The organism is Xenorhabdus bovienii SS-2004, assembly GCF_000027225.1.
GTDB lineage: Bacteria > Pseudomonadota > Gammaproteobacteria > Enterobacterales > Enterobacteriaceae > Xenorhabdus > Xenorhabdus bovienii_C.
In genome coordinates this window covers 221086-245240 of the sequence record NC_013892.1, presented here as the reverse complement: position 1 = coordinate 245240, position 24155 = coordinate 221086, and the positions used below count along the sequence as shown (strand labels likewise).

Genomic DNA, 24155 nt, shown 5'->3' with positions numbered 1-24155 from the left:
AGTTCAATTATTCACCATCGTCTGTGGGAGTAAAAATATGGAATTTATCAACAAGGAAAGTATTCGCTGTGGTTGGGTCACCGCCGATCCGGATTATCTTGCCTATCACGATAATGAGTGGGGCAAGCCACTGAAGAATAGCCAGCAGCTCTTTGAACTGCTCTGCCTTGAAGGGCAGCAAGCGGGGTTATCATGGCTGACGATTCTAAAAAAACGGCAGGGCTACCGGAAATGCTTCCATCAATTTGATCCGGTCAAAATCGCCGGCATGGATGAAAACGATGTCGAACAACTGCTCAAAGATCCTGCTATTGTGCGCAATCGTACCAAAATCAATGCCATTATCCACAATGCCCGTATTTACCTGCAAATGGCCGATCAAGGAGAGGATTTCAGTTCATTTATCTGGCATTTTGTTGATGATTCCCCACTCATTAATCACTGGAAATCACGGACAGACGTTCCTGTCAGAACCCCCATTTCTGATGACCTGTCAAATGCACTGAAAAAACGGGGTTTCAAATTTATTGGCAGCACAACCTGCTATGCGTTTATGCAAGCGGCAGGTTTAGTCAATGATCACCTCACGAGTTGCCTGTGCCGAAAAATTGAAATCAATGCATAAAGATAGGTGATAAATTTACTTTAAAATATAAAGCTGGAGAAATTCAAAAGACCCAGTGTTTAAATTCAATGAATATTCAATGAATCATCATATTATAATATATAACAACACAGAGAACAGACTTTACCCCATTGCGCCCCAATAAGGGGCGGGGTATGGTGTCCCCTTCTCCTATAAAACAACAGACGCAAACGCCGTTATGAAATTTTCTCAATTCGGAAACAAATTCACACAAGATTCAGGAATTACCCGCCTGATGAATGATCTCAACCAAGGCCTGAGAACACCTGGCACCATTATGCTAGGTGGTGGCAATCCTGCCCATATTCCTGAAATGGATGATTATTTCCAGCAGATATTGGCTGATCTGGTGTCAAGCGGCCAATTGACCGAAACCCTGTGCAACTATGATGGACCACAAGGGAAAAATACGCTGATAGCGGCATTGGCCCAAGAGTTACAGGAAAAGCTCGGTTGGGAGATCCATCCACAAAATATCGCATTGACCAACGGCAGCCAAAGCGCCTTTTTCTACCTGTTCAATCTACTGGCTGGCCGCAGTGAAGATGGCTCGATGAAGCGAGTTTTATTCCCTCTTGCACCTGAATACATCGGCTATTCCGATTCTGGTCTGGATGAAGGGCTGTTTGTCGCCAATAAACCAAATATTGAGTTGCTGCCCAATGGCCAATTCAAGTATCGGGTCGATTTCGATCACCTGAATATTTCCGAAGATATCAGCCTGATTTGCGTCTCCCGTCCAACCAACCCTACCGGTAATGTCATTACTGACGAAGAGTTACTGCGCTTAGATGGGCTAGCTCAACAACATCAGATCCCGCTGTTAATCGACAATGCCTATGGTGTACCGTTCCCCGGAATTATCTTCAATGACGCGACACCACTGTGGAATCCCAATATTATCCTGTGCATGAGCCTGTCCAAACTTGGCCTGCCGGGTTCCCGCTGCGGGATTATCATCGCTAATGAAAAAATCATCAGTGCCGTCAGTAATATGAATGGTGTTATTAGCCTCGCACCGGGCGGTGTAGGCCCCGCTATCGCGTTGGAAATGATCAGACGCAATGATTTATTCCGCCTGTCTCAAAATGTCATCCAGCCATTTTATAAAACGCGGGTAGACAACGTGATTGAGATCATTCGTCGCCATATGTCAGAAGATCTCTGCCTTATCCATAAGCCGGAAGGTGCAATATTCCTCTGGCTCTGGTTCAAAAACCTGCCAATCACCACGGAAGTGCTTTATCAGCGTTTGAAGAAACGGAAAGTGTTAATGGTGCCGGGTCATTTCTTTTTCCCAGGTCTGGAGCACAACTGGCCGCATGCCCACCAATGTATGCGCATGAACTATGTACCTGATTTGGAAAAGATCGAAGAGGGCATTCGCATTCTGTCGGAAGAGATTGAGATCGCACATAGAGAAGCGACCCGCTGATTTGGGCACAAAAAAAAGCTCCCTCATTTAGGGGGAGGGAGCAAGATGATAACGAGGACTTTTACCTGTGAACAGGACAGTAGTTATTAGAATCCAAAAAGAATTCTTCACACACAATTAGGAAAGGAAAACAATCCCTGTTTATACTCTTTCCCTGAACTGAGTCTATTTAATCAGAAAAGTAAGAATCTAATAACTTGAATAAGAAAGTTTTTTTTGCCTTAAATTGCCTTTACTATGTGAAATTGAGACGATTGAGCCATATTGTGTGATCTAAAGCACATTTAATGAATCAAGAAAATTTCCTTAATTATTCAAAATCATTTTTAAACATCACATCGCCTAGAAAATAATCGCCAATATTTGAGGTAACATAATCATCAAAAACATCACCAGTGGATAAACCATCGTATACCCGTCGTCATTGAAGATGCTTGATTTTTCATTTGTATCAGATCATGATTGCGCCCATGAAAATTAATCTAACAGATGCCCAAAAAGACGCCCTCGAATTGATGCATGATACGACTCGCGATGGACGAGTACGTGACCGCATCAAGGCCGTGCTTTTGGCCTCAGAAGGCTGGACTGCCCAGATGATTGCTCAGGCTTTGCGGATCCATGAAAGTACGGTGAGCCGCCATCTGAAAGATTACTTCTCTGAGGAAAAACTCGCCCCTGAAAATGGGGGCTCTGAAAGCCGTTTGTCTGCCGAACAAACAACAGAATTAGTTGAGTATCTGATGGCAAATTTGATGCACACTACCGCACAAATTGTGGCCTATGTTCGGGCACGATGGCAGGTGACTTTCACTGTCGCAGGAATGACGAAATGGCTTCACCGTCAAGGTTTCAGCTACAAGAAGCCAATGGGTGCTCCGCATAAATTTGATGCGGATAAACAGCAACAGTTTATTGAAACCTACAACGCGCTGAAAGAAGAATGTGGCCAGAATGCGCCTATTTTATTTATTGATGCGGTTCACCCGACCCTGTCCACAAAATTAAGTTATGGCTGGATGAAGAGCGGGCGGAAGCACGTCAAAGTGGTTGAAACCACAGGCAGTCGTACTCGACTCAACATCATGGGTGCCCTTAATTTACAACGGATTGAAGAGACTATTGTTCGTGAATATCCGACGATTAACGCGAAAAATGTCGTCCTTTTTTTCGGCTCAATCCGGGAAACCTATCCACTTTCGCAAAAAATCCACATTATTCTGGATGGTGCGGGTTATCACCGTTCCGGAGTCGTCCAATTTTTTGCCGAGGTTTTGAATATTGAGTTGCACTACCTGCCGCCTTACAGCCCTAATCTCAACCCGATTGAGCGATTATGGAAGTATGTGAATGAGCAGGTACGAAACAATGTCTATTTTCCGGATACCAAAACATTCCGTGAAACGCTGCGCCACTTTTTTCATGTCACATTGCCAGAAAAAGCGAAAGAACTCACCACTCGGTTGACTGATAACTTCCAGATTTTAAAACCCGCATCTTCAAGTTAATTGCGTATATACGATTTGGAAAAGACTTTACTTGTTTAATAAAAAAATTGGTTTAGCCAAACATTCATTAAATATAAATAAATAGTTTAAATCGATATTAAATTGAATAATTTATTCGTATTGTTAATGAATTATTCAATAATTTGCCTTTATGCTTACATTTAAACAAACATGAAAGTGGAATTTAAATTTCCGTCACAAAAAATCGTTAAGTTTAACGATAAATGCTATAGCAAACTGAGTATTACCTGACTATAGTAAATAGTATCGAAGGTTTATTTTCATGCTTTGAAAAAAACAATGTTAAAGCGCACATAAAGCATCTGAGCATCCACAAATTAACTCACTGAGATCATGGAAACGATGAAGAACCATAAAATGCTTCTATTGTTGTGTACCACACTGGGATGGTCACTTATCACTGGCTGCTCCAGCATAATGACCCACAGCGGGCCTTATCAAGGTTATTACTCTGGAGCAAAAGCCAGCATTGGCATGCTGAAAGATGACAGTACTGGGTGGGTCATGAAACCGTTACTTGCCGTAGATCTCCCGTTCTCTGCCTTTCTGGATACGCTCCTGTTCCCCTATGATTATACCCGTTCCAGCAAAGACCAAGCTGAACACTCACCTAAGCATCGCCTTGAAAAACTGGAACAACGCTCAACTGCCACAGCAACAGCTCCAGAAAATACGAACAGTGAAACATAGCTATTCCCCCACATCAGTGATGCCAGTTTCGACAACCAAAATTTGCCGATAACCATCAATATCACGCATGAAAGCCACATATCGGTCATCCGGTGATATCACAATCGCATCCGCAGAAGGTGCATCATCAGTACGTGCTGTCAGCCGATGCATTTCGCCATTTTGGCTATCACAGAGCATGATACTGTTGTCACAAACAAAGGCGATGAATCGGCCACGTCTGTCCCAGTTAAATGCCGACTGTATGTGATGTGTACTGTGAGTGATCTGCACTGGCACGCCACCATTTGGCGAGATGTACCATAACTGAACGATACCCGCTTCGTCTTTCATCAGAAAGCCGATTTTGCTGCCATCCGGTGATGTTCTCAGCCAGTGTCGGGGAACATTTACCACTCCCGGCCAGCGATTTTGATGGGTAAAAGTTAAACGGCGCTGTTTCACACCTGCTGGTGGTGCTGGCAGTGTGGTTTCTGTTCCTGCCAAAGGCTGTTTGCCCTCAATGGCATAATCCTCATTATTATCCGGTAAATCAACGAGATAAATTTCGGGTATCTTTTCACCGTTCTCAGCACAGGTATCACCAATAAAAGCCAGCGCCCAACGCTGCCACTGACCATTTTCTTTGGGATATCCCCGCTGCCCAATCCAGCCTTCTTCATAAGCCCGATTGATCTCATCACTGCCAGAACGTGGCTGCGGTGTTGTACGGCTGACAATAACTGAAAAATAACTACCATCATATTCTCTGGGATGTTTTTTCGGTGGAATGACTGCTCTCAGAGGAATAGCCACGGCAACATTGCGTAAATCAAGCGCGGGATCTCGTTCATGCATCACATGGTCGTTATAAGTAAAACTCAAACGGTTACCATCAGGGCTGAAAACGTGAACATGCGTACCACCGCGCAGAGCGCCGGATGTATAAGGTGGAGTAATATCCAGCGCCTCAATGTTGACGGCTACATTTGGCTGGGCATCAGAGACAATCACGCCTCGGCGATGATGAAAATCATACTGCCACTGCGTATCTGGCTTTTCTGGGCCGTGGATGAACGCATAGCGAACAGGCTCCTGTGGATTTACCGTCACAACGCCAACATGCGCGTCATCCTGCGCCTGATAAATCACTTTTACCTGCCTACTGCCGACATGAATTTTTTCTATCGTGAGACCCGTAAAAGACGCACCACTGGGGCGAACGTCGTATACCAGCCATTGACTATCAGGAGTCCAGATATTTATATTAGTTATCTGATGGCTACGGTTGTCGAATGTAATCTGGCGTTCCTTAAAGACCATTTTTCTACCTTATTTTGCGGAGTTTCGCATAATAAAAACTAATCTTATGTAAATATGGCTAAAAAATTTCAGTCGAGACGTTATTATTTCAACATTACACTTTAACTTTACTTCTACATTATTCCATTTGATCAAACTTATGCTACTTAGTGTTCTTTATATCATTGGTATCACGGCTGAAGCCATGACAGGCGCCTTAGCCGCAGGTCGCCGGAAAATGGATGTGTTCGGCGTTATCATTATTGCTTCCGTGACGGCCATTGGTGGTGGCTCCGTCCGTGACATTATTCTGGGTCATTACCCACTTGGCTGGGTAGAAAATCCAGCCTACATCGTGACTGTTGCCTGCGCTGCGGTGATCACTATCTGGGTTGCCCCCATGATGAAACATCTGCGCCGTTTATTTCTCATTCTCGATGCCATTGGTCTGATTGTCTTTTCCATTATTGGTGCACAAATTGCTCTGGATATGAACCACAGCCCGATCATCGCCGCCATTGCTGCCGTGATTACGGGGGTTTTTGGCGGGGTACTGCGCGATATGTTTTGTAATACTATCCCGCTGGTATTCCAGAAAGAGATCTATGCGGGTGTTTCTTTCGCTGCCGCTTGGCTATATATCGGGTTATTACACACGCCATTGCACCCGAACAGCGTGGTTCTGATTACGCTTACCGCAGGGCTGGCGGCTCGATTGATTGCTATCCGTTATCGTCTTGGTTTACCCATCTTCAATTATGAGGGTTCTGAGCACTGACATTATTAAGAGCATCGGAGGCATGTTCTTGCTCCCTTGCTTCTGAATAACTTACCGACTCCACTTCTTTCTTCTCCCCAACCGTATTTTCCTCACTTTCCTGTTTTTCTCCAATTCCATGTACAGTTAATGCATGGACTAACGTTTTAATCTCCGGATGCTGCAAAAAAGCTGCAATTTTTGCGGTCTGTTTTGTCGTTAATGAATTCTTCGCGCCTGTTTTGGATAACAGTAAATCCTGTTGCCAGCCCATTTCATCCGTAAATCGATTGGCATAAGGCAACCCTATCGCTTCACGCCATGACGAAAGCGGCTGTAATCTTGCCTGCTGGAACTGAGCAAAAATCAACTCGGCACGTTTGATCCCTATGTTTGGCACTTCAGTAAGTTGTGCAATATCCAGCGCCAGCCAATCCGTTAAATGTGTCACCAGCCCATGTTTCACCAAAGCGGCCCATGTTCCTTGCCCAATGCCTTGCATGTTCAGATTTTCCCCAAGCCATGTCAGACGGGCAATAAATTGTTGCTGGCAACTATCATGGGATACAAGGCAACTCAGCGAATGAAAGTCCTGCGCATTCGGTGGCTGAATATCAGGCCGTTCAGCAATACGCCATACCACTTTATCGAGTTTCGGAACGCCATGCCCCGCCAGCGCTACCGTAACTTTATCTCCCGGATAAACGTTCCACTGTCTCCAGCGACTGACTGAACCAAGATTGACCCGCCTGACCTGCCTGTCATCCAGCTTCACTTTTTCCAGCTCCAGCAAAACGGAAATCCTTCCTGTCCGGCCTATCTTGAAATTGACATCTCTCACAGTTGTCAATTGCTGCTGTAATGGGTACTTCCAGGCAATCGCCCAACTGTTTGAGCCTGCACGCCACTGCCGGCCAGTAGGCTCAGTTTCCTGTCTTAAGACAACGCCATCTGTGGCAAAAGGAAGTGGCTGGATAAAATAGGAGCTCCACCTTTTTTCAGCATCTTCCGCACTGAAAATTCGGTGGCTATATTGCTGTGCAGTGGGAAACCCCATTGATGCCAATCGCTCCAGCTTTACCGCCATCTCATTTGGCCCATCTGGCCAGCCCCAGATAAATATTCCTATCTGACCAAGTTCTGGCGCAGATGACTTGCGCATCATCAGCCCTGCGACCTTGCTGCGCGCCCCCTGACCACCTGCAACAGATTGGCGGTGGTTATCTTGCTGCCAGAACAACTCACCTTGTAACACCAAGCGCTCTGGTGCATTTTTTATCTGTTTGGGAATGTCGGTAATAAATGAACTTTTATCCATCCAGTTCGTTCCTTCCGAACCATTGCCACGACTGATTAACCCCACCAGTCGGCCTTTTTCATAAACCAACGTGACCGCAACACCATCCACTTTGGGTTGCAGCCAAACAACCGACCGTCCCTGTAGCCACTGGTGAATTTCTTTTACCCCTTTCAGCTTGTTTAATCCGGTATGCTGCACAGGATGAGGTTGTTTTCCTTCCCGTGGCACAGCAACAGAAAACGTGCTGTCTGACGTCTGATGCAAACAAGTTCGCCAAAGTGTCAGGATTTCCAATAGTTGATCATAGAATTCGTCATCGATTTCACTGATACCCTGTTGACGATAAAGCTGATCCCACTCCGCCATCTGCCGTGTCAGGTGCTGCATTTCACGTTGGATTTTCTCCTGTGGCCAAACAGGACAATCCGCCATGTTTCCTGTACTACCGGTTTCTACGCTTTCAGTAAATTCTGCTGGCACCTGCTCTGCCATTCCCGCTAATGCCACAGGTATTCCAAACAACAGCGCCAATATCATGATGAGAAAATTAAGCATCCCTGCTCCACACGTCCCTTAAACACGAGCAAAGAATAAAAAACAGTGGAACTTTTACCAAGCAGGAAAAGACTAATTTGCGAAACGCTTCGAAAAATACATAATCATTTTCTGCAACCGTTTATTTTTCCTGAAATTGTTTCGCAAAATGATTCATTAATGTCAGTGGGTTAAGAAAAAATTTTGTTGAAATGTCCGTTGGCATGTATTGTAACGCTGCATGGGTTGACGTATCCGTGTATACTATGTGGGATTTTATATTCCTGCGCTTGCATTTATTAATACCCAATCAGTCAAGAAATCATCATGAACCAAGGAACGTTATATATTGTTTCTGCGCCGAGTGGAGCAGGCAAATCAAGCCTTATTCAGGCTTTATTAAAAACTCAGCCTTTGTATGACACTCAGGTTTCTGTTTCACATACAACGCGCCCAACGCGTCCTGGCGAAAATCATGGTGAGCATTATTTTTTCGTCACTGTTGATGAATTCCAGAATATGATCAGCCATGATGAATTTTTGGAATATGCTGGTGTTTTTGGTAACTATTACGGCACATCCCGCAAAATTATCGAAGATACGCTAGCCAGTGGCGTTGACGTTTTTCTTGATATTGACTGGCAGGGTGCGCAGCAAGTTCGGCAGAAAATGCCGGCAGCCCGTAGCATTTTTATTCTTCCGCCATCGAAGGAAGAATTACTCCGTCGCCTGCGGGGTCGCGGTCAAGACAGCGATGAAGTCATTGACAAACGAATGTCTCAGGCGGTCGCGGAGATGGAACATTACGGCGAATATGATTACGTCATTATCAATGATGATTTCAATACGGCACTGGCCGATTTACAATCCATTATTCGTTCAGAGCGTATACGATTAGATCGTCAGGCTCAACGGCATGATGCCTTAATCAGCAAATTATTGGCAGGCTGAACCAAGTTTCAGTATTATGCCCAGTCATTTATTTATCTGTGGAGTAGCACACATATGGCACGCGTAACTGTTCAAGACGCAGTAGAAAAAATTGGTAACCGTTTTGACCTGGTGTTGGTCGCTGCTCGCCGAGCACGCCAATTGCAATCAGGCGGTAAAGATCCTCTCGTAGCAGAAGAAAACGATAAGATGACTGTTATCGCTCTGCGTGAAATCGAACAAGGCCTCATCAACAATAAAATTCTTGATGTTCGTGATCGTCAGGAGCAACAAGAGCAAGATGCCGCAGAAATTAAAGCGGTTTCTGTCATCGCTGAAGGTCGTCGCTAATTTTACGGTAGGTCTGCCTTGTACCTGTTTGAAAGCCTGAATCAGCTTGTTCTCAAATATTTGCCTGAAGATCAGATAGTTCTACTGAAACAGGCCTATGTTGTTGCGCGGGATGCCCACGAAGGGCAAACCCGCTCCAGTGGTGAGCCGTATATTACTCACCCTGTCGCTGTTTCCTGTATTCTGGCCGAAATGCGTCTTGACCATGAGACACTCATGGCGGCACTTCTGCATGATGTGATTGAAGATACGCCAGCGACATTTCAGGATATCGAACAGCTATTCGGCACGGCTGTCGCCGGGTTGGTGGAAGGTGTCTCCAAACTGGATAAGCTGAACTTCCGCAACAAGAAGGAAGCACAAGCTGAAAACTTCCGCAAAATGATCATGGCAATGGTGCAGGACATCCGCGTCATTCTGATCAAACTGGCAGACCGTACACACAATATGCGAACCCTTGGCTCCCTGCGCCCTGACAAACGGCGGCGCATCGCCAGGGAAACGCTGGAAATCTACAGCCCACTAGCTCACCGTCTGGGTATTCATCACCTGAAAACGGAGCTGGAGGAGCTGGGATTTGAAGCACTGCACCCTAACCGTTATCGTGTGATTAAAGAGGTTGTTAAAGCTGCTCGCGGCAATCGCAAGGAGATGATCCAGAAAATTCTGTCGGAAATTGAAGGCAGATTAACGGACGCTGGCATCCAATGCACCGTTAGTGGACGGGAAAAACACCTCTACTCTATTTATCGCAAGATGCACCTGAAAGAACAGCGTTTTCACTCCATCATGGATATTTACGCCTTTCGCGTCATCGTCAACAATCTTGATACCTGCTATCGCGTACTGGGGCAAATGCACAGCCTGTATAAGCCTCGTCCTGGCAGAGTGAAAGATTATATTGCCATTCCCAAAGCCAACGGCTATCAATCCCTGCATACCTCTCTTATCGGCCCACACGGCGTCCCTGTCGAAGTCCAGATCCGTACCGAAGATATGGATCAGATGGCAGAAATGGGGGTGGCGGCACACTGGGCATATAAAGAGCAGGGCGAATCAGGCACTACAGCTCAAATCCGCGCTCAACGCTGGATGCAGAGCCTGTTGGAACTTCAGCAAAGTGCAGGAAGCTCTTTTGAATTTATTGAAAGCGTTAAATCTGATTTATTTCCCGATGAGATTTACGTTTTTACGCCAGAAGGGCGGATTGTTGAATTACCGGCGGGGGCAAGCCCGGTTGACTTCGCCTATGCCGTTCATACCGATATCGGTCATGCCTGCGTTGGAGCACGTGTTGATCGCCAGCCTTATCCACTGTCGCAAACACTTAGTAGTGGGCAGACCGTCGAAATTATTACGGCGCCAGGTGCGCGCCCGAATGCAGCATGGCTGAACTTTGTCGTCAGTTCCAAAGCTCGCGCCAAAATTCGCCAGTTATTGAAAAATCTTAAACGGGATGATTCGGTTGGTCTGGGGCGTCGTCTGCTCAACCATGCGCTTGGCAACGGAAAGAAAATTACCGATATTCCGCAGGAAAGTATCACCAAAGAGCTGGTAAGAATGAAACTTGCCACATTGGATGATTTGCTGGCTGAAATTGGGCTGGGTAATGCTATGAGTGTGGTTGTTGCACGGAATTTACTGGGTGCAACGGAAAAGATTCCAAACAACAACAATAGCACCCGTAAACTGCCCATCAAAGGGGCTGACGGCATTCTGATTACCTTTGCAAAGTGCTGTCGTCCAATTCCTGGCGACCCGATCATTTCTCATATCAGTCCGGGAAAAGGTCTGGTTATTCACCACGAATCCTGCCGTAATATCCGTGGATACCAGAAAGAGCCGGAAAAATTCATGCCTGTCGAATGGGATAAAGATGTCAACAGCGATTTTATCGCCGAAATTAAAGTTGATATGTTTAACCATCAAGGCGCACTGGCGAATCTGACGGCGGCCATCAACGATGCTAACTCCAGCATTCAGAGCATGAATACGGAGGAAAAAGATGGTCGCGTTTATTGTGCTTTCATCAGGCTGACGACCCAAGACCGCATTCAGTTGGCGAATATTATGCGTAAGATACGCGTTATGCCAGATGTGATGCGAGTCAGCCGTAACCGAAACTAAAGGTTACTTTTCGAAGAAGGATATCCCGCATTGGCGGCAGTTTCACGCCATAAGAGGCCGGAACAGCCACTGATTGATCAGCAGGGGCAAATCATCGCAAGTGAATCATGGTGGGCAGCAATGCAGGCAACGACTGCACCATTAACAGGGAAATAAATCACACCGACGGAGAAATCGCATGAAAGGCCGACTACTTGATGCTATCCCCTTAACCACCTTGCGTGGAGTTGGAGCCAGCCAGGTCACTAAGCTCGCCAAATTAGGGCTGGTCAATCTACAGGACTTGCTGCTACATCTGCCTCTCCGTTATGAGGATCAAACCCGTCTATATTCCATCAATGACTTACTGCCCGGTGTTTATGCCACCGTGACGGGTGAGGTCTTGCGTACCCATGTCACTTTTGGGCGTCGTCGCATCATGACCTGCCAAATCAGTGATGGAACCGGCGTATTGACCCTGCGCTTTTTCAATTTCACCGCCGCCATGAAGAATAATTTAGCAGAAGGGAAGCACGTCATTGCCTATGGCGAAATCCGGCGCGGGAATCAGGGACCTGAGATTATTCATCCCGAATATAAAACCCAGCAACACGCTGAACGCATTCAGTTGCAGGACACATTGACTCCCATCTATCCCACGACAGAGGGAGTGCGTCAGACAACACTGCGTAAGTTAATCGAGCAAGCGCTGGAACTTCTTGATACCTGTGTCATTAACGAGTTATTGCCGGAAGAGTTTAGCCGCAAGCTTATCAGCCTTCCTAACGCACTGCATACTTTGCATCGTCCCCCGCCGGATGTTTCGCTGACTGATTTGGATAATAGACGACACCCTGCTCAACGCCGGCTGATTCTGGAAGAGTTGCTGGCGCACCATTTAAGTATGCTGGCAGTCAGGGCCGGTGCTCAACGCTTTCATGCCCAGCAGCTCACCGCAGATAATTCTTTAAAACAGCAACTTATTAGCCAATTGCCCTTTGTTCCGACAGGTGCACAGGTACGAGTAGTCGCAGAGATAGAGCAAGATTTGGAAAAAAATGTTCCGATGATGCGCTTGATACAAGGGGATGTCGGTTCTGGCAAAACACTGGTAGCCGCACTGGCCGCTTTACGGGCGCTCGTTCACGGTAAGCAGGTTGCATTAATGGCACCCACTGAACTGCTTGCTGAACAGCATGCCAATACCTTCCGTCAATGGTTTGAACCACTTGGCATTCAAGTGGGTTGGCTGGCAGGCAAACAAAAGGGCAAAGCGCGTCAGGCACAGCAGGAAGCTATCGCAAACGGTCAAGTAAGTATGGTGGTCGGGACACATGCGATGTTTCAGGAGCAGGTCAGATTCTCAGGTCTGGCACTGGTTATCATCGATGAACAACACCGGTTTGGTGTTCACCAGCGCCTTGCATTATGGGAGAAGGGATGTGAGCAAGGCTTTCACCCTCATCAGTTAATCATGACCGCCACACCGATTCCACGTACCTTGGCAATGACGGCTTATGCCGATCTGGATACTTCGATCATTGATGAACTGCCGCCGGGGCGAACACCAGTAACAACTGTTGCCATTCCAGATACCCGCAGAAATGAAATTATCCAGCGCATCAAAAGTGCCTGTTTGGATGAAGGACGTCAGGCTTATTGGGTATGTACTCTCATCGAGGATTCTGAAGTTCTGGAAGCGCAGGCCGCTCAAGCCACCAGCGAAGAACTGGCTCTGATATTGCCAGATCTGAAAATCGGTCTGGTGCACGGAAGAATGAAACCCGCAGAAAAACAGACCATTATGGATGCCTTCAAACGGGGAGAGTTACAGTTATTGGTTGCTACCACGGTCATTGAAGTCGGTGTTGATGTACCCAATGCCAGCCTGATGATCATCGATAACCCTGAACGGCTGGGGCTGGCTCAATTGCACCAGCTTCGTGGACGAGTGGGTCGAGGAGCAGTGGCTTCACATTGTGTTCTGCTGTATAAAACCCCGCTGACCAACACCGCGAAAATACGCCTGCAAGTTCTGCGCGACAGTAACGATGGTTTTGTGATTGCCCAGAAAGATTTAGAAATCCGGGGGCCGGGTGAATTGCTCGGCACTCGTCAGACAGGCAATGCTGAATTCAGGATCGCCGATTTACTGCGGGATCAGGGAATGCTGTCTGAAGTTCAGCGCATCTCCAGCTATATCCATCAGCATTATCCTGAACATGCCAAGGCACTGATTGAGCGCTGGCTGCCTGATCGCTCACAATACAGTCATGCCTGATATCGATACCCAAGGCACCAGCAAGACCAAAATACCCGCAGCAATGTAAGCAAAAAAATGCCGCTGAATATTTCAGCGGCATTTTTAGCCAAGTTATCTGGCAAGATTAAAAACGAATCAAATTAACCTGCTATAGACGGGAATATCGGTAACAATAGATAAATTTTGATAACGGCAGCGTTAACAATATCAATAAAGAACGCACCTACCATTGGCACAAGAAGGAATGCCATATGTGATGGCCCACATCGATCCGTAATTGCCTGCATGTTTGCGATAGCCGTCGGTGTCGCTCCCAAACCGAAACCACAGTGACCAGCCGACAAAATAGAAGCATCGTAATTTTTGCCCATCACGCGATAAGTCACGAAAATCGCATACAATGCCATCACTATCGATTGCACCACGAGGATCACCAACATTGGCAATGCAAGTGAAGCCAACTGCCACAGTTTCAGACTCATCAACGCCATAGCCAGGAACAATGACAGGCTGACGTTGCCCAGTACCGATACCGCTCGGTCAAATACGCGATAAAAGCCAAGCAGCGATAGGCCATTACTCAGGATTACCCCGACAAACAATACGCATACAAATGTTGGTAATTCAAACATCGTATGCTCTAGCTGTTTCTCAATATAACTACCTGCCAACAAACAGATAGAGATTAAGGCGATGGTTTCCAGCATAACCAATGGTGTAATCATGCGGCCGGTATAAGGTTTCTCAAACGCAGTAGGAATTTCGGCATCATCTACCCCCAAGCCCGGCGCTTTGGTATTTTTCACCAGAAAACGAGCCACAGGGCCACCAATCAAACCACCCAATATCAAACCGAATGTCGCACAGGCCATTGCTACTTCGGTCGCATTATCAAAACCATAGCGTTCGGAGAATACTTTACCCCAAGCGGCGCCGGTGCCGTGTCCGCCTGAAAGTGTGATGGAACCAGCCAATAATCCCATTAATGGGTCAAGTCCAAGCATTTTCGCCAGTGCAATACCCACGGTGTTCTGCACCAACAGCAACCCAATCACGACAAAGACAAAAAGTACCAGAAATTTTCCACCTGCTTTCAGGCTGGCAAGGTTCGCATTCAAGCCTATGGTGGCAAAGAACATCAACATGAGGGGATCTTTGAGAGATAAATCGAAACTGATTTCCCAATCTGTGGACTGCTTAACGGCCAGTAAAACGATAGCGACCAATAGCCCGCCTGCAACCGGTTCAGGGATGGTATATTTCTCAAGGAATGGAATTGATTGTACGAGTTTTCTTCCCAGTAGCAAAACCAGCGTAGCCGCAACGAGCGTGCCATAAATATCCATCTGATACATCGATGTACCCCATCTATTGTTAAAGTTATGTGAATTTAATGCGACGTTATAATCATCCTATAAAAACGCCAAGAGCAGCTAAGGGGTGGATTAGAAAAAAAATTACTGATAAACACAAGTTAAAAAATTTAAGAATGTGACGAAATCAAATCGTTATTCATTATAAAAATTTAGCGCAAACGATTGCCTTAATAAGGCAGATCATTAAAATAGTTTTTTTTTCCCATCCGGAATTTCACACCATGGTTACCTCATCCCGTGAGCACTCTACATCAGAAGCACCTGAGGCATCAGGCAGCGAATTGATTTACCGTCTAGAAGATAAACCGCCACTTCTACACGCACTGTTTGCAGCCAGCCAACATCTGCTGGCGATGTTTGTTGCCGTTATCACACCCGCCATGTTGATTTGTCAGGCTCTGGGGCTTCCTGAACTGGATACACAACGCATTATCAGCATGTCTCTGTTCGCATCAGGGGTAGCATCGCTTATCCAGATCCGCTCCTGGGGGCCTGTCGGCTCTGGCTTGCTTTCCATTCAGGGAACCAGTTTTAATTTTGTTGCGCCACTAATCATGGGAGGACTGGCTCTTAAAAATGGAGGAGCAGATATCCCAACCATGATGGCCGCTCTGTTTGGTACGCTGATGATGGCGGCAATCACCGAAGTGCTGCTGTCCCGCGTGTTGCATCTGGCCAGAAAAATCATTACGCCGCTGGTTTCCGGTATTGTCGTGATGATTATCGGTCTGTCGCTAATCCAAGTCGGGTTGACTTCCATCGGCGGCGGTTACTCTGCCATTCAAAATGGTACGTTTGGTGTGCCTGAAAATCTGCTGCTGGCAGGAGCCGTTCTTGCCGTTATCGTGCTACTGAATCGCCAGCGTAATCCCTACCTGCGAGTGGCTTCTCTGGTCATTGCTATGGCGGTAGGCTATCTGTTGGCTTGGTACATGGGTATGCTACCTCATGCGACACCCAGAACAGACACACCCGTTATCACCGTTCCCTCTCCGTTCTATTACGGACTGTCTTTTGACTGGAATCTACTGATCCCCCTTATCCTGATTTTTATGGTGACGTCGTTAGAAACCATCGGCGATATTACAGCGACATCCGATGTTTCAGAGCAGCCAATCAGTGGCCCGTTATATATGAAACGCATTAAGGGAGGTGTACTGGCAAATGGTCTTAATTCGATAGTTTCCGCAGTATTCAATACATTTCCGAATTCCTGTTTTGGCCAGAACAATGGTGTGATACAACTGACCGGCGTTGCCAGCCGCCATGTTGGTTACATTATCGCGTCTATGCTGATCCTGTTGGGGCTGTTCCCCGCCGTGGCCGGATTTGTACAACATATTCCTGAACCCGTGTTAGGGGGCGCCACTATTGTCATGTTCGGGACTATCGCCGCATCCGGTGTCAGAATTGTTTCCCGCGAGCCACTGAACCGTCGCGCCATTATGATCATCGCGTTGTCGCTGGCCGTTGGTTTAGGCGTATCCCAACAACCCTTGATTTTACAGTTTGCACCTGAGTGGATGAAAAATCTGCTATCTTCCGGCATTGCCGCTGGTGGGCTGACTGCAATTCTTCTGAACCTGATTTTTCCGCAGGAAAAATAGCGGCCAGATTTTCATTCCTCTGATTTCCCCTCCCGCTTTTTCAGTGGGAGTTTTTTCATTTTTTTGCATAACCCCTCGCAATATCAACATGAATTTCTTCATAAACACACTGATTGATTGATTATCAATCTATCTCTATTGTGTGAATATCCGTTTTACGGCATAAAAGAGTCTTTATCAGGGGGTCATGCTGAGGTGAGATCATGAAGTGGTTAGGGAAATTTTTTGTTACTCTTTTGCTGTTGCTGATTCTGGCAATTATCGTCATTTATATTGTTGTCCAGACGCACTGGGGAACCAAACAATTAAACCAATGGCTCAACAGACAAGGCCACTATGAGATCAGCATTGATAGCATCAGTCATAACTGGCTGCAACCTGCGACACTGACGCTCAACAATGTGAATATCCATGATAAGCAAAGCGCTTTCTCACTCAATGTCAGTACCGTTAATCTGGATCTCAAATGGCAACACTTGCTGACACCGCGTAACCTCCACCGTCTGACATTGCAACAAGGGAAACTGATACTGGCAGGCGATCAATTGCCCCCCCTCTTGCAAGCAGACATTCTGCAACTAAACCAGATGAATATTCAGTTAGAGAACCCCCACACACAAATTAAAGGGGAAAATATCACGGGTGGCATCACCCCTTGGATGCCTGCCGCAGGAAACCCGTTTGGCAATGGGCAGTATCAATTTAGTGCCAGTACTATGAGTTTCAATGGTATTCCCTTTGAAAAGGTTATCATGCAGGGCAGCTATCAGAATAAGACTCTGACTATCGACACTTTTGGTGCAGCATTTCTGCAAGGGGCTATCTCTGGGGATGGCCGGCAATTATCTGACGGCAGCTGGCGCTGGAATAATCTCCTGATCAGCAATATACGCTGGCAATCACCGATGACATTGAGCACGTTGCAAGAAAAAACCCGTCATCTTCCGGCCATTCATGTTAAAGACCTCAATATCACTAATGCCAAGCTGCAAGGGAAAAATTGGTCTGTCGATTATCTGGATACCACCATCAAAAACCTGGGACTGGTGAATGGAAGCTGGGAAGCTAAAGATGGGCTGATTGATTTCAATGTCATGAATATGGCATTCAATAACGCTCAGTTCAGCAACACGCTGGGGCAACTCCATTTTTCTGGTGATACTTTTACTGTCGCTCATCTGACGACCCACTACCAAAAAGGATTATTCAATATCCAATCCGAGTGGGATCGCAAAAACCGTCAACTGACGTTCAATAACAGCTCAGTAACCGGGCTAGTTTATGACCTGCCACCCACATGGCGGAACGATATCAAAAACGCCGCACCGGGATGGATTTCAGGACTGACATTAAATGATATCAGCGTCAATAATACTCTGCTGATTGATGTTAATCCGGATTTCCCATTTCAGCTCACCACTCTCTCAGGCCATGTGGATACCATGAATATTCTGAAAAATGGCAGGTGGGGATTATGGGAGGGTCAGGCATCTTTGCAGGCAGCCAGCGGAACATTTAATAAAATTGAAATAACTCGTCCCTATCTGCAATTACACGCGACAGATGACAGGCTAACGATTGATAAACTGAACGCTTTCAACGGTCATGGATTACTACAAGCTAGCGGTTCAGCTGAACAGCAAACTGCCCAAAAACCTTTTGAGCTTAATTTCAAGGGCATGAATGCGGATTTAGGCATCCTGCCACGATGGGGTTGGATACCACTTACTATGCAGGGAGAGGGAAATTTTTCCCTCGCCCTGACAGGTAATCTCTCTGCTGATGATATTAAAGGCACCATCAATGGCACACTGACTGCTGAAGATAAATCATCAAACAAAGATTCACAATCCATTGTTCAGGGGCTAATTTTAAGCAGTAACTGCTCTCCAGCTGGAACCGTAGATGGCGCTGCAATAGCACCTTCAACGGAAGCTCATACCGCAGAGGCAGGTAATACCCGCGCAGAAAGTGAAACTGCCGAGAGTAAAACCTGCCTCAAAATTAAACTGTAACAGAGCGTTCGACAGGCAGCACAAGATAAGTGCCGGTGAACACGCTACCAACGCCCTGTTCACCGCTGACCTGTACTTCCAGTTTAACCCGTGCCTTGTTGCCACGGGCAAGACGAGCCAAATCGCCGCTCATGTTATTAAAATCAGCGATTGCACTGGGACGCCCCGTAATAGACTGTCGGTAGCGGATATTGGCATCGACCAGAATGATGTTCCCCCCCAGCTGGCGTTCCTGTAACAACAGCCAGATCAGCCCCCATGCTGTCAGTGTGGCCTGTGAAAACAGGCTACCCGCAAAAATGGTATGATGCGGATTCTGATTCCCTGCTTCTGGCATCGTTGTAATAAAGCGTTGCCCTGTATACTGGGTAATGCGTAAGCCCATCTTTTCGCTCAGAGGGATCTGTTGATACCATGCCTGCTGCAACTCCGCACACCAGTCCGGACGATGCAGAATATCATCAAGACTCATGATAGGCTTGATCATCAGGAAATGGTTAATGGGAGACGTTCTGGCACCATTGATCAAACCCCGGTTTTTAAATCCCAGTTTATTAAAAAAATCAACGGCATCTTCCCGTGCACTGCAAACAATCCGTTTCACACCTTCTTGCCTGGCAACTGATTCCAATGCCATCGCGATCAATGTACCCAACCCTTTCTGCTGCACATTGGGATGAACAGCCAGAAAACGAATAGCGCCTTCACTGTCTGCATTGATATATAAACGCCCAACAGCAACCGGATTACCGTGTTCATCCACCACCATTTGATGATGAGCCATCGAATCGTAACCATCTTTTTCTGAACCGATAGGCTGATGAAGCGGCTTGCGCAGCATCTCCCAACGAAATTGATAATAGGTTTCCAGCTCTTGTTCTGTTTGAGGTACTCTCAGATGGTACATAGGAACAACCCCTTGTTTATACGTGTTGTCATGTGTAGTCAGGAGAGCGCATGCAGCAAACGATGAGTTTTTTTCTTGTTATACCAGTCACTCTGTTGAAGTGAGTCTGCACATCATACCTGCAACCAAAAAGTCACCGGCCCATCATTTATCAGACTCACTTTCATGTCTGCGGCAAATTGCCCCGTTTCTGTTTTTACACCAGTTACACGGCACTGTTCAACAAAATAGCGATAAAATTCATCTGCTTTTTGCGGTTCAGCACCGCCAGAAAAACTCGGCCTTAAACCTTTTTGGGTATCTGCAGCCAAGGTAAATTGGGAAACGACCAGCAAACTACCATTAGCCTGCTGCACATTCAGATTCATTTTTCCCTGCTCATCACTGAATACCCGATACCCCATTACTTTTTCACATAAACGCTGCGCTTTTTGCTGGTTATCTTCTTTCTCAACGCCGAGTAAAACCAGCAGTCCCTGCTCAATTTCCCCAATAGTTTCATCTTCAACAACAACCTTCGCCTGTGTTACGCGCTGAATTAATGCAATCATTTTTTGTCTGTTATCCATGTCATCCTTGCCCAAAACGGGCAAGGAAAGTGAGGTAAACCGCCTCGGCAAGGGCAGAAGAAGTTACGTTTCTGAGGGAAGGGAGAAATCATGTGCCTTAAAGTAATCAGGAATCACGCTCCTGTCAGTCACATGAATAGCATTGATGCCTATTTTTCTTGCAGCTTCAACATTTACCAAAACATCATCAAAAAATACAGCCTGTACAGCGGTCACACCTTCTGCTCCAAGCACGTATTTAAAAATGTCAGAATTCGGTTTGCGCATGCCCAGATCTTGGGATAAATAAAGGAAATCTGTAGATGCTGCAATCTCAGGGTAATGATGTGGCCAATAATCAAAATGCAGGCGGTTTGTATTTGACAGTACAACAACTCGATGTCCCTGTTCACGCAATTTATTCATCAGTTCAATAACATCCTGTCTGACATCAATAAAGAGCGCATGCCAGCCTTCTGTGAACTGTTCAAAACTGAGCGAGACCTCCATTTCATCGCACAACGCTTCTGCAAACGCAGTATCCGTTATTTGCCCACATTCATGTTGCTCAAAAGCCTCTCCCATTGAAAATCGTGTGGTCAATGTTGCCAGTGGTGTTCCACTCAGGTTACTCCAGACAGCCAGTACTCTTTTAAAATCAATATCAATAATCACATTACCCATATCGAAAATATACAGCATAATCCCTCCTGACTGACGATTGTCGTTTTGTACTTTTATCATAATTTTGTTAAGAAAAAAGAGTGAAATGATAAAAAAACAGACAAATTACGCTTTTGATTAAAAGTTGTTGAAAAAATTAACAATTTTTTGAATAGAGGTACAGGCAGGTTAATAGCGTGGAGGTTAATCGGAAGAAACGCCAATAAAACTCAGAGTGCCGAAGCACCCTAAGCTATTCATACGCAATTTGCACACACAATTAAGCAGCGGTGAAATTACATTTCTTTGCCGCGATTTGCGCGACGGCGATCATTTTCAGTCAAATGGCGTTTACGCAGGCGAATCGACTGTGGAGTCACTTCAACCAGCTCGTCATCATCGATAAATTCCAGCGCCTGCTCCAGTGTTTTCTTGAGATATGGAGACAGTGTCGTTGCTTCATCTGTTCCTGATGCACGAACGTTGGTCAGTTTCTTACCTGTCAGGCAGTTCACAGTCAGGTCATTGGAACGAGAGTGAATACCGATAATCTGGCCTTCATAAACTTCCGTACCGTGACCGAGGAACAGCTTGCCGCGATCCTGCAAACTATACAGTGCGTAAGCAACCGCTTTACCCTGACCGTTAGAAATCATCACACCGTTTTGACGGCGACCGATTTCACCCGGACGAATATCATCATAATGACTGAATGTCGCATAGAGCAGACCCGTACCGGAAGTCATGGTCATGAACTCTGTACGGAAGCCGATCAAACCACGGCTTGGAATAGAGTAATCCAGACGTACACGCCCCTTGCCATCTGGCAGCATGTCACGCATTTCGCCCTTACGCTCACCCAGAGCCTGCATCACATCACCCTGATGTTGCTCTTCGATATCCAGTGTTACCTGCTCGAATGGTTCCTGCTTACGGCCATCGATTTCACGGTAAATAACTTTTGGACGGGAAACGCCCATCTCGAAGCCTTCACGACGCATGTTTTCAATCAGGACGGACAGGTGCAGTTCACCACGACCTGCAACGCGGAATGCATCTGGATCTTCGGTTTCTTCAACACGCAGTGCCACGTTGTGTACCAGTTCTTTTCTCAGACGATCAAGGATCTGGCGGGAAGTCACGTATTTACCTTCACGACCACAGAAAGGTGAGGTGTTTACGCAGAAGTACATGCTGACAGTAGGTTCATCAACCGCCAGTGCTGGCAAAGCTTCAACGGCACTGGTATCACACAGCGTATCAGAGATACTCAACTCGCCCAGACCGGTAATCGCAATAATGTCGCCTGCTTCCGCCTGAGCTGATTCAATGCGATCCAAACCCAGATGACTGAAGACTTTACCGACTTTACCGTTACGGGTTTTGCCTTCACTGTCAATGATGGTGATGGTCTGGTTTGGTTTTACAGTACCACGCTTAATACTGCCAATGCCGATAACCCCAACATAGTTGTTGTAGTCCAACTGCGAGATTTGCATCTGGAATGGGCCATCCAGATCAACTTTAGGCGGTTCAACGTGATCAACAATCGCCTGATACAGCGGGGTCATGTCTTCCGCCATGTCTGTGTGTTCATTACCAGCAATACCCATTAGTGCAGAAGCATAGACGATCGGGAAGTCCAGTTGCTCATCAGTTGCACCCAAGTTGACGAACAGGTCAAATACCTGATCGACGACCCAGTCAGGACGTGCGCCAGGACGGTCAACTTTGTTGATAACAACGATAGGTTTCAGGCCGTGGGCAAAGGCTTTCTGGGTTACGAAGCGAGTTTGTGGCATCGGGCCATCCATCGCATCAACCAGCAACAGCACACTGTCAACCATTGACATCACACGCTCTACTTCACCACCAAAGTCGGCGTGGCCTGGGGTGTCTACGATGTTGATACGGTAATCATTCCATTTAATGGCGGTGTTTTTTGCAAGAATGGTGATGCCACGCTCTTTTTCCAGATCATTGGAATCCATTACACGCTCAGTCGTTGCTGCGCGTTCGCCAAATGTACCCGACTGCTGCAAGAGTTTATCAACCAGCGTGGTTTTGCCATGGTCGACGTGAGCGATGATGGCGATGTTTCTTAAGTTATTAATTGACAAGTATTTTTACCATTTTAACTATTTGAGAAAATATTAAACGGATACAGCGTGCAGAACGCAACGCGCATTCATCTAACACAAATATGCTGTTATTTTACACGTTATATCTACAGAGTGAAATAAATGTGAAGCTCATCACCCTAGAAGTTTGTCTGTACAGGAAGAGATACCATGATGAGAGGATGTAATCAGTACATCTAGAACGTCAACAAGATACAGTTCTGCGGTGGGCTTAATGATACCTGCTCTGTTTGACCTTTGCACCACTAGATTTTTTCTATCGTGATAACTAATTAAAATCAACTAAATCATTAATTTAAAATATTATTATTTCAGTCGGTTTTTATAAGAAATAACAATATTTAAAATAAGGATAGTAAGAATATCTTTTTGTGGTTTACAGGGTTATTTATATGTCTTTGCACGAGTTAATATCGATGTCATCAACAAAATATAATTTAATATAATTTCATTTTTTACACTGAACAAATAGGAAAGAAATTTTCAGATTCAGTAGTGATAGTTTATTTTAATTGGCCATTAAATAGATTTATACTACTTTCATTATTTTAAAGATCTAATCACATTTATCTAAACACAAATATCAAGAGGGATAACTCATTATTAGCAAAAGAAAATAACTATTTGATAATTAATGGTTCTGTCGCATTAACGTGCATTTTGGTTTATGGTTGTGAAAACTCAGGATGGAACCCGACATACTCTCCTATCTGAAAAACGTTCAAACGTTTGCATAATCCCACTGATATTATTGCCCAATGCGTCCGGGGTTTCTGAACTATGCGCCCAGCCTGCACGATCTTGAAGAAATCATGGCTGAGCGGAGTATTGTCATTGATCATTCAACCCTTTATCGCTGGGTCATTAGGTTAATTTCTTTGCTGAATAAGGCGTTACGCCAACACAAGCGCACCGTGGAGCGGCGGTAGACGTCCTCGATGCGGGCAAGGATTGTCATCGGCACAACCATTCTATCTGCTAGCAGCCTAAAAAATCAGCCAACCGACTTTCTGATAACTTTCAACCCGTAATGCAACGCAACCCTATCTATGCTCCTGAGATCTACTCTCTTGCCG

18 protein-coding genes and 2 pseudogenes are annotated in these 24155 nt (G+C 46.0%); 13 read left to right on the top strand and 7 right to left on the bottom strand.

Going from position 1 to position 24155, the window contains the following annotated elements; genetic code table 11:
- The first annotated feature begins 46 nt into the window (after positions 1–46).
- From XBJ1_RS01055 to XBJ1_RS01040, 4 genes are all read left to right on the top strand, one after another.
- A complete protein-coding gene (locus XBJ1_RS01055) occupies positions 47–625 on the top strand; it encodes a DNA-3-methyladenine glycosylase I (RefSeq protein ID WP_038198241.1) in 579 nt (192 codons plus the stop codon).
- 199 nt (positions 626–824) lie between these two features.
- A complete protein-coding gene (locus tag XBJ1_RS01050; RefSeq protein WP_038198238.1) occupies positions 825–2081 on the top strand; it encodes a valine--pyruvate transaminase in 1257 nt (418 codons plus the stop codon).
- Between the two features lie 470 nt (positions 2082–2551).
- Entirely contained in the window at positions 2552–3589 is a 1038-nt protein-coding gene (locus XBJ1_RS01045; RefSeq protein WP_041573280.1) for an IS630 family transposase, read from the top strand.
- A 363-nt stretch (positions 3590–3952) separates the two neighbouring features.
- Positions 3953–4300, top strand: a complete 348-nt coding sequence (locus XBJ1_RS01040) for a YceK/YidQ family lipoprotein (RefSeq protein WP_038198235.1) — start codon at positions 3953–3955, stop codon at positions 4298–4300.
- Here the strand turns inward: XBJ1_RS01040 and XBJ1_RS01035 are convergent, their stop codons facing one another.
- Entirely contained in the window at positions 4301–5602 is a 1302-nt protein-coding gene (locus XBJ1_RS01035) for a DUF3748 domain-containing protein (protein ID WP_012986852.1), read from the bottom strand.
- A gap of 139 nt (positions 5603–5741) precedes the next feature.
- Here XBJ1_RS01035 and XBJ1_RS01030 point away from each other — a divergent pair, with 139 nt between their 5' ends.
- Positions 5742–6359 (top strand): trimeric intracellular cation channel family protein, encoded by a 618-nt coding sequence (locus XBJ1_RS01030; RefSeq protein ID WP_012986851.1) that lies wholly within the window; start codon positions 5742–5744, stop codon positions 6357–6359.
- On the opposite strand, the gene ligB is transcribed toward XBJ1_RS01030, so the two are convergent.
- Positions 6334–8193 carry an NAD-dependent DNA ligase LigB gene (gene ligB / locus XBJ1_RS01025; RefSeq protein ID WP_012986850.1) on the bottom strand — a complete coding sequence of 620 codons (1860 nt, stop codon included), beginning with the start codon at positions 8191–8193 and terminating at the stop codon, positions 6334–6336. The genes XBJ1_RS01030 and ligB overlap by 26 nt on opposite strands.
- Positions 8194–8499: 306 nt before the next feature.
- Here ligB and gmk point away from each other — a divergent pair, with 306 nt between their 5' ends.
- From gmk to recG, 5 genes and pseudogenes are all read left to right on the top strand, one after another.
- Positions 8500–9123 (top strand): guanylate kinase, encoded by a 624-nt coding sequence (gene gmk / locus XBJ1_RS01020; protein WP_012986849.1) that lies wholly within the window; start codon positions 8500–8502, stop codon positions 9121–9123.
- Positions 9124–9177: 54 nt separating this feature from the next.
- The gene (gene rpoZ / locus XBJ1_RS01015; protein WP_012986848.1) at positions 9178–9453 is read left to right on the top strand and encodes a DNA-directed RNA polymerase subunit omega; all 276 of its coding nucleotides are present in this window, start codon (positions 9178–9180) and stop codon (positions 9451–9453) included.
- An 18-nt stretch (positions 9454–9471) separates the two neighbouring features.
- Positions 9472–11580, top strand: coding sequence for a bifunctional GTP diphosphokinase/guanosine-3',5'-bis pyrophosphate 3'-pyrophosphohydrolase (gene spoT, locus XBJ1_RS01010; RefSeq protein ID WP_012986847.1), 2109 nt, complete (start codon positions 9472–9474; stop codon positions 11578–11580).
- Positions 11581–11736, top strand: a pseudogene (locus XBJ1_RS19210) (tRNA (guanosine(18)-2'-O)-methyltransferase TrmH); the annotation flags it as partial.
- 22 nt (positions 11737–11758) lie between these two features.
- Complete coding sequence (gene recG / locus XBJ1_RS01005) at positions 11759–13840, top strand: ATP-dependent DNA helicase RecG (protein WP_012986845.1); 2082 nt, start codon at positions 11759–11761, stop codon at positions 13838–13840.
- 122 nt (positions 13841–13962) lie between these two features.
- Here the strand turns inward: recG and gltS are convergent, their stop codons facing one another.
- Positions 13963–15177 (bottom strand): sodium/glutamate symporter, encoded by a 1215-nt coding sequence (gene gltS, locus XBJ1_RS01000; RefSeq protein ID WP_012986844.1) that lies wholly within the window; start codon positions 15175–15177, stop codon positions 13963–13965.
- A 242-nt stretch (positions 15178–15419) separates the two neighbouring features.
- Between gltS and XBJ1_RS00995 the strand changes: the two genes are divergently transcribed.
- Positions 15420–16805 (top strand): nucleobase:cation symporter-2 family protein, encoded by a 1386-nt coding sequence (locus XBJ1_RS00995; RefSeq protein ID WP_012986843.1) that lies wholly within the window; start codon positions 15420–15422, stop codon positions 16803–16805.
- Between the two features lie 203 nt (positions 16806–17008).
- The gene (locus XBJ1_RS00990; RefSeq protein WP_012986842.1) at positions 17009–18820 is read left to right on the top strand and encodes an AsmA family protein; all 1812 of its coding nucleotides are present in this window, start codon (positions 17009–17011) and stop codon (positions 18818–18820) included.
- Here the strand turns inward: XBJ1_RS00990 and fabY are convergent.
- The 4 genes from fabY to typA form a co-directional block, all read right to left on the bottom strand.
- Positions 18810–19727 carry a fatty acid biosynthesis protein FabY gene (fabY, locus tag XBJ1_RS00985; RefSeq protein ID WP_012986841.1) on the bottom strand — a complete coding sequence of 306 codons (918 nt, stop codon included), beginning with the start codon at positions 19725–19727 and terminating at the stop codon, positions 18810–18812. The genes XBJ1_RS00990 and fabY overlap by 11 nt on opposite strands.
- A 113-nt stretch (positions 19728–19840) precedes the next feature.
- Entirely contained in the window at positions 19841–20278 is a 438-nt protein-coding gene (gene dtd, locus XBJ1_RS00980) for a D-aminoacyl-tRNA deacylase (protein WP_012986840.1), read from the bottom strand.
- A gap of 81 nt (positions 20279–20359) precedes the next feature.
- Positions 20360–20977: a glucose-1-phosphatase gene (gene yihX / locus XBJ1_RS00975; protein WP_038198231.1), complete on the bottom strand. Its 618-nt coding sequence runs from the start codon at positions 20975–20977 to the stop codon at positions 20360–20362.
- A gap of 257 nt (positions 20978–21234) precedes the next feature.
- The gene (gene typA, locus XBJ1_RS00970) at positions 21235–23058 is read right to left on the bottom strand and encodes a ribosome-dependent GTPase TypA (protein WP_012986838.1); all 1824 of its coding nucleotides are present in this window, start codon (positions 23056–23058) and stop codon (positions 21235–21237) included.
- Positions 23059–23808: 750 nt separating this feature from the next.
- Here typA and XBJ1_RS21130 point away from each other — a divergent pair.
- Positions 23809–24005: pseudogene (locus XBJ1_RS21130) on the top strand (IS6 family transposase); the annotation flags it as partial.
- Positions 24006–24155 lie beyond the last annotated feature (150 nt).

Bases quoted from the DNA above. Each gene is read 5' to 3' on its own strand.
- XBJ1_RS01045 (WP_041573280.1), top strand. From the start codon at position 2,552: ATGAAAATTAATCTAACAGATGCCCAAAAAGACGCCCTCGAATTGATG.
- XBJ1_RS00995 (WP_012986843.1), top strand. From the start codon at position 15,420: ATGGTTACCTCATCCCGTGAGCACTCTACATCAGAAGCACCTGAGGCA.
- dtd (WP_012986840.1), bottom strand. From the start codon at position 20,278: ATGATTGCATTAATTCAGCGCGTAACACAGGCGAAGGTTGTTGTTGAA.
- gltS (WP_012986844.1), bottom strand. From the start codon at position 15,177: ATGTATCAGATGGATATTTATGGCACGCTCGTTGCGGCTACGCTGGTT.
- XBJ1_RS01035 (WP_012986852.1), bottom strand. From the start codon at position 5,602: ATGGTCTTTAAGGAACGCCAGATTACATTCGACAACCGTAGCCATCAG.
- XBJ1_RS00990 (WP_012986842.1), top strand. From the start codon at position 17,009: ATGAAGTGGTTAGGGAAATTTTTTGTTACTCTTTTGCTGTTGCTGATT.
- fabY (WP_012986841.1), bottom strand. From the start codon at position 19,727: ATGTACCATCTGAGAGTACCTCAAACAGAACAAGAGCTGGAAACCTAT.
- XBJ1_RS01030 (WP_012986851.1), top strand. From the start codon at position 5,742: ATGCTACTTAGTGTTCTTTATATCATTGGTATCACGGCTGAAGCCATG.
- gmk (WP_012986849.1), top strand. From the start codon at position 8,500: ATGAACCAAGGAACGTTATATATTGTTTCTGCGCCGAGTGGAGCAGGC.
- ligB (WP_012986850.1), bottom strand. From the start codon at position 8,193: ATGCTTAATTTTCTCATCATGATATTGGCGCTGTTGTTTGGAATACCT.
- XBJ1_RS01050 (WP_038198238.1), top strand. From the start codon at position 825: ATGAAATTTTCTCAATTCGGAAACAAATTCACACAAGATTCAGGAATT.
- yihX (WP_038198231.1), bottom strand. From the start codon at position 20,977: ATGCTGTATATTTTCGATATGGGTAATGTGATTATTGATATTGATTTT.
- XBJ1_RS01040 (WP_038198235.1), top strand. From the start codon at position 3,953: ATGAAGAACCATAAAATGCTTCTATTGTTGTGTACCACACTGGGATGG.
- rpoZ (WP_012986848.1), top strand. From the start codon at position 9,178: ATGGCACGCGTAACTGTTCAAGACGCAGTAGAAAAAATTGGTAACCGT.
- recG (WP_012986845.1), top strand. From the start codon at position 11,759: ATGAAAGGCCGACTACTTGATGCTATCCCCTTAACCACCTTGCGTGGA.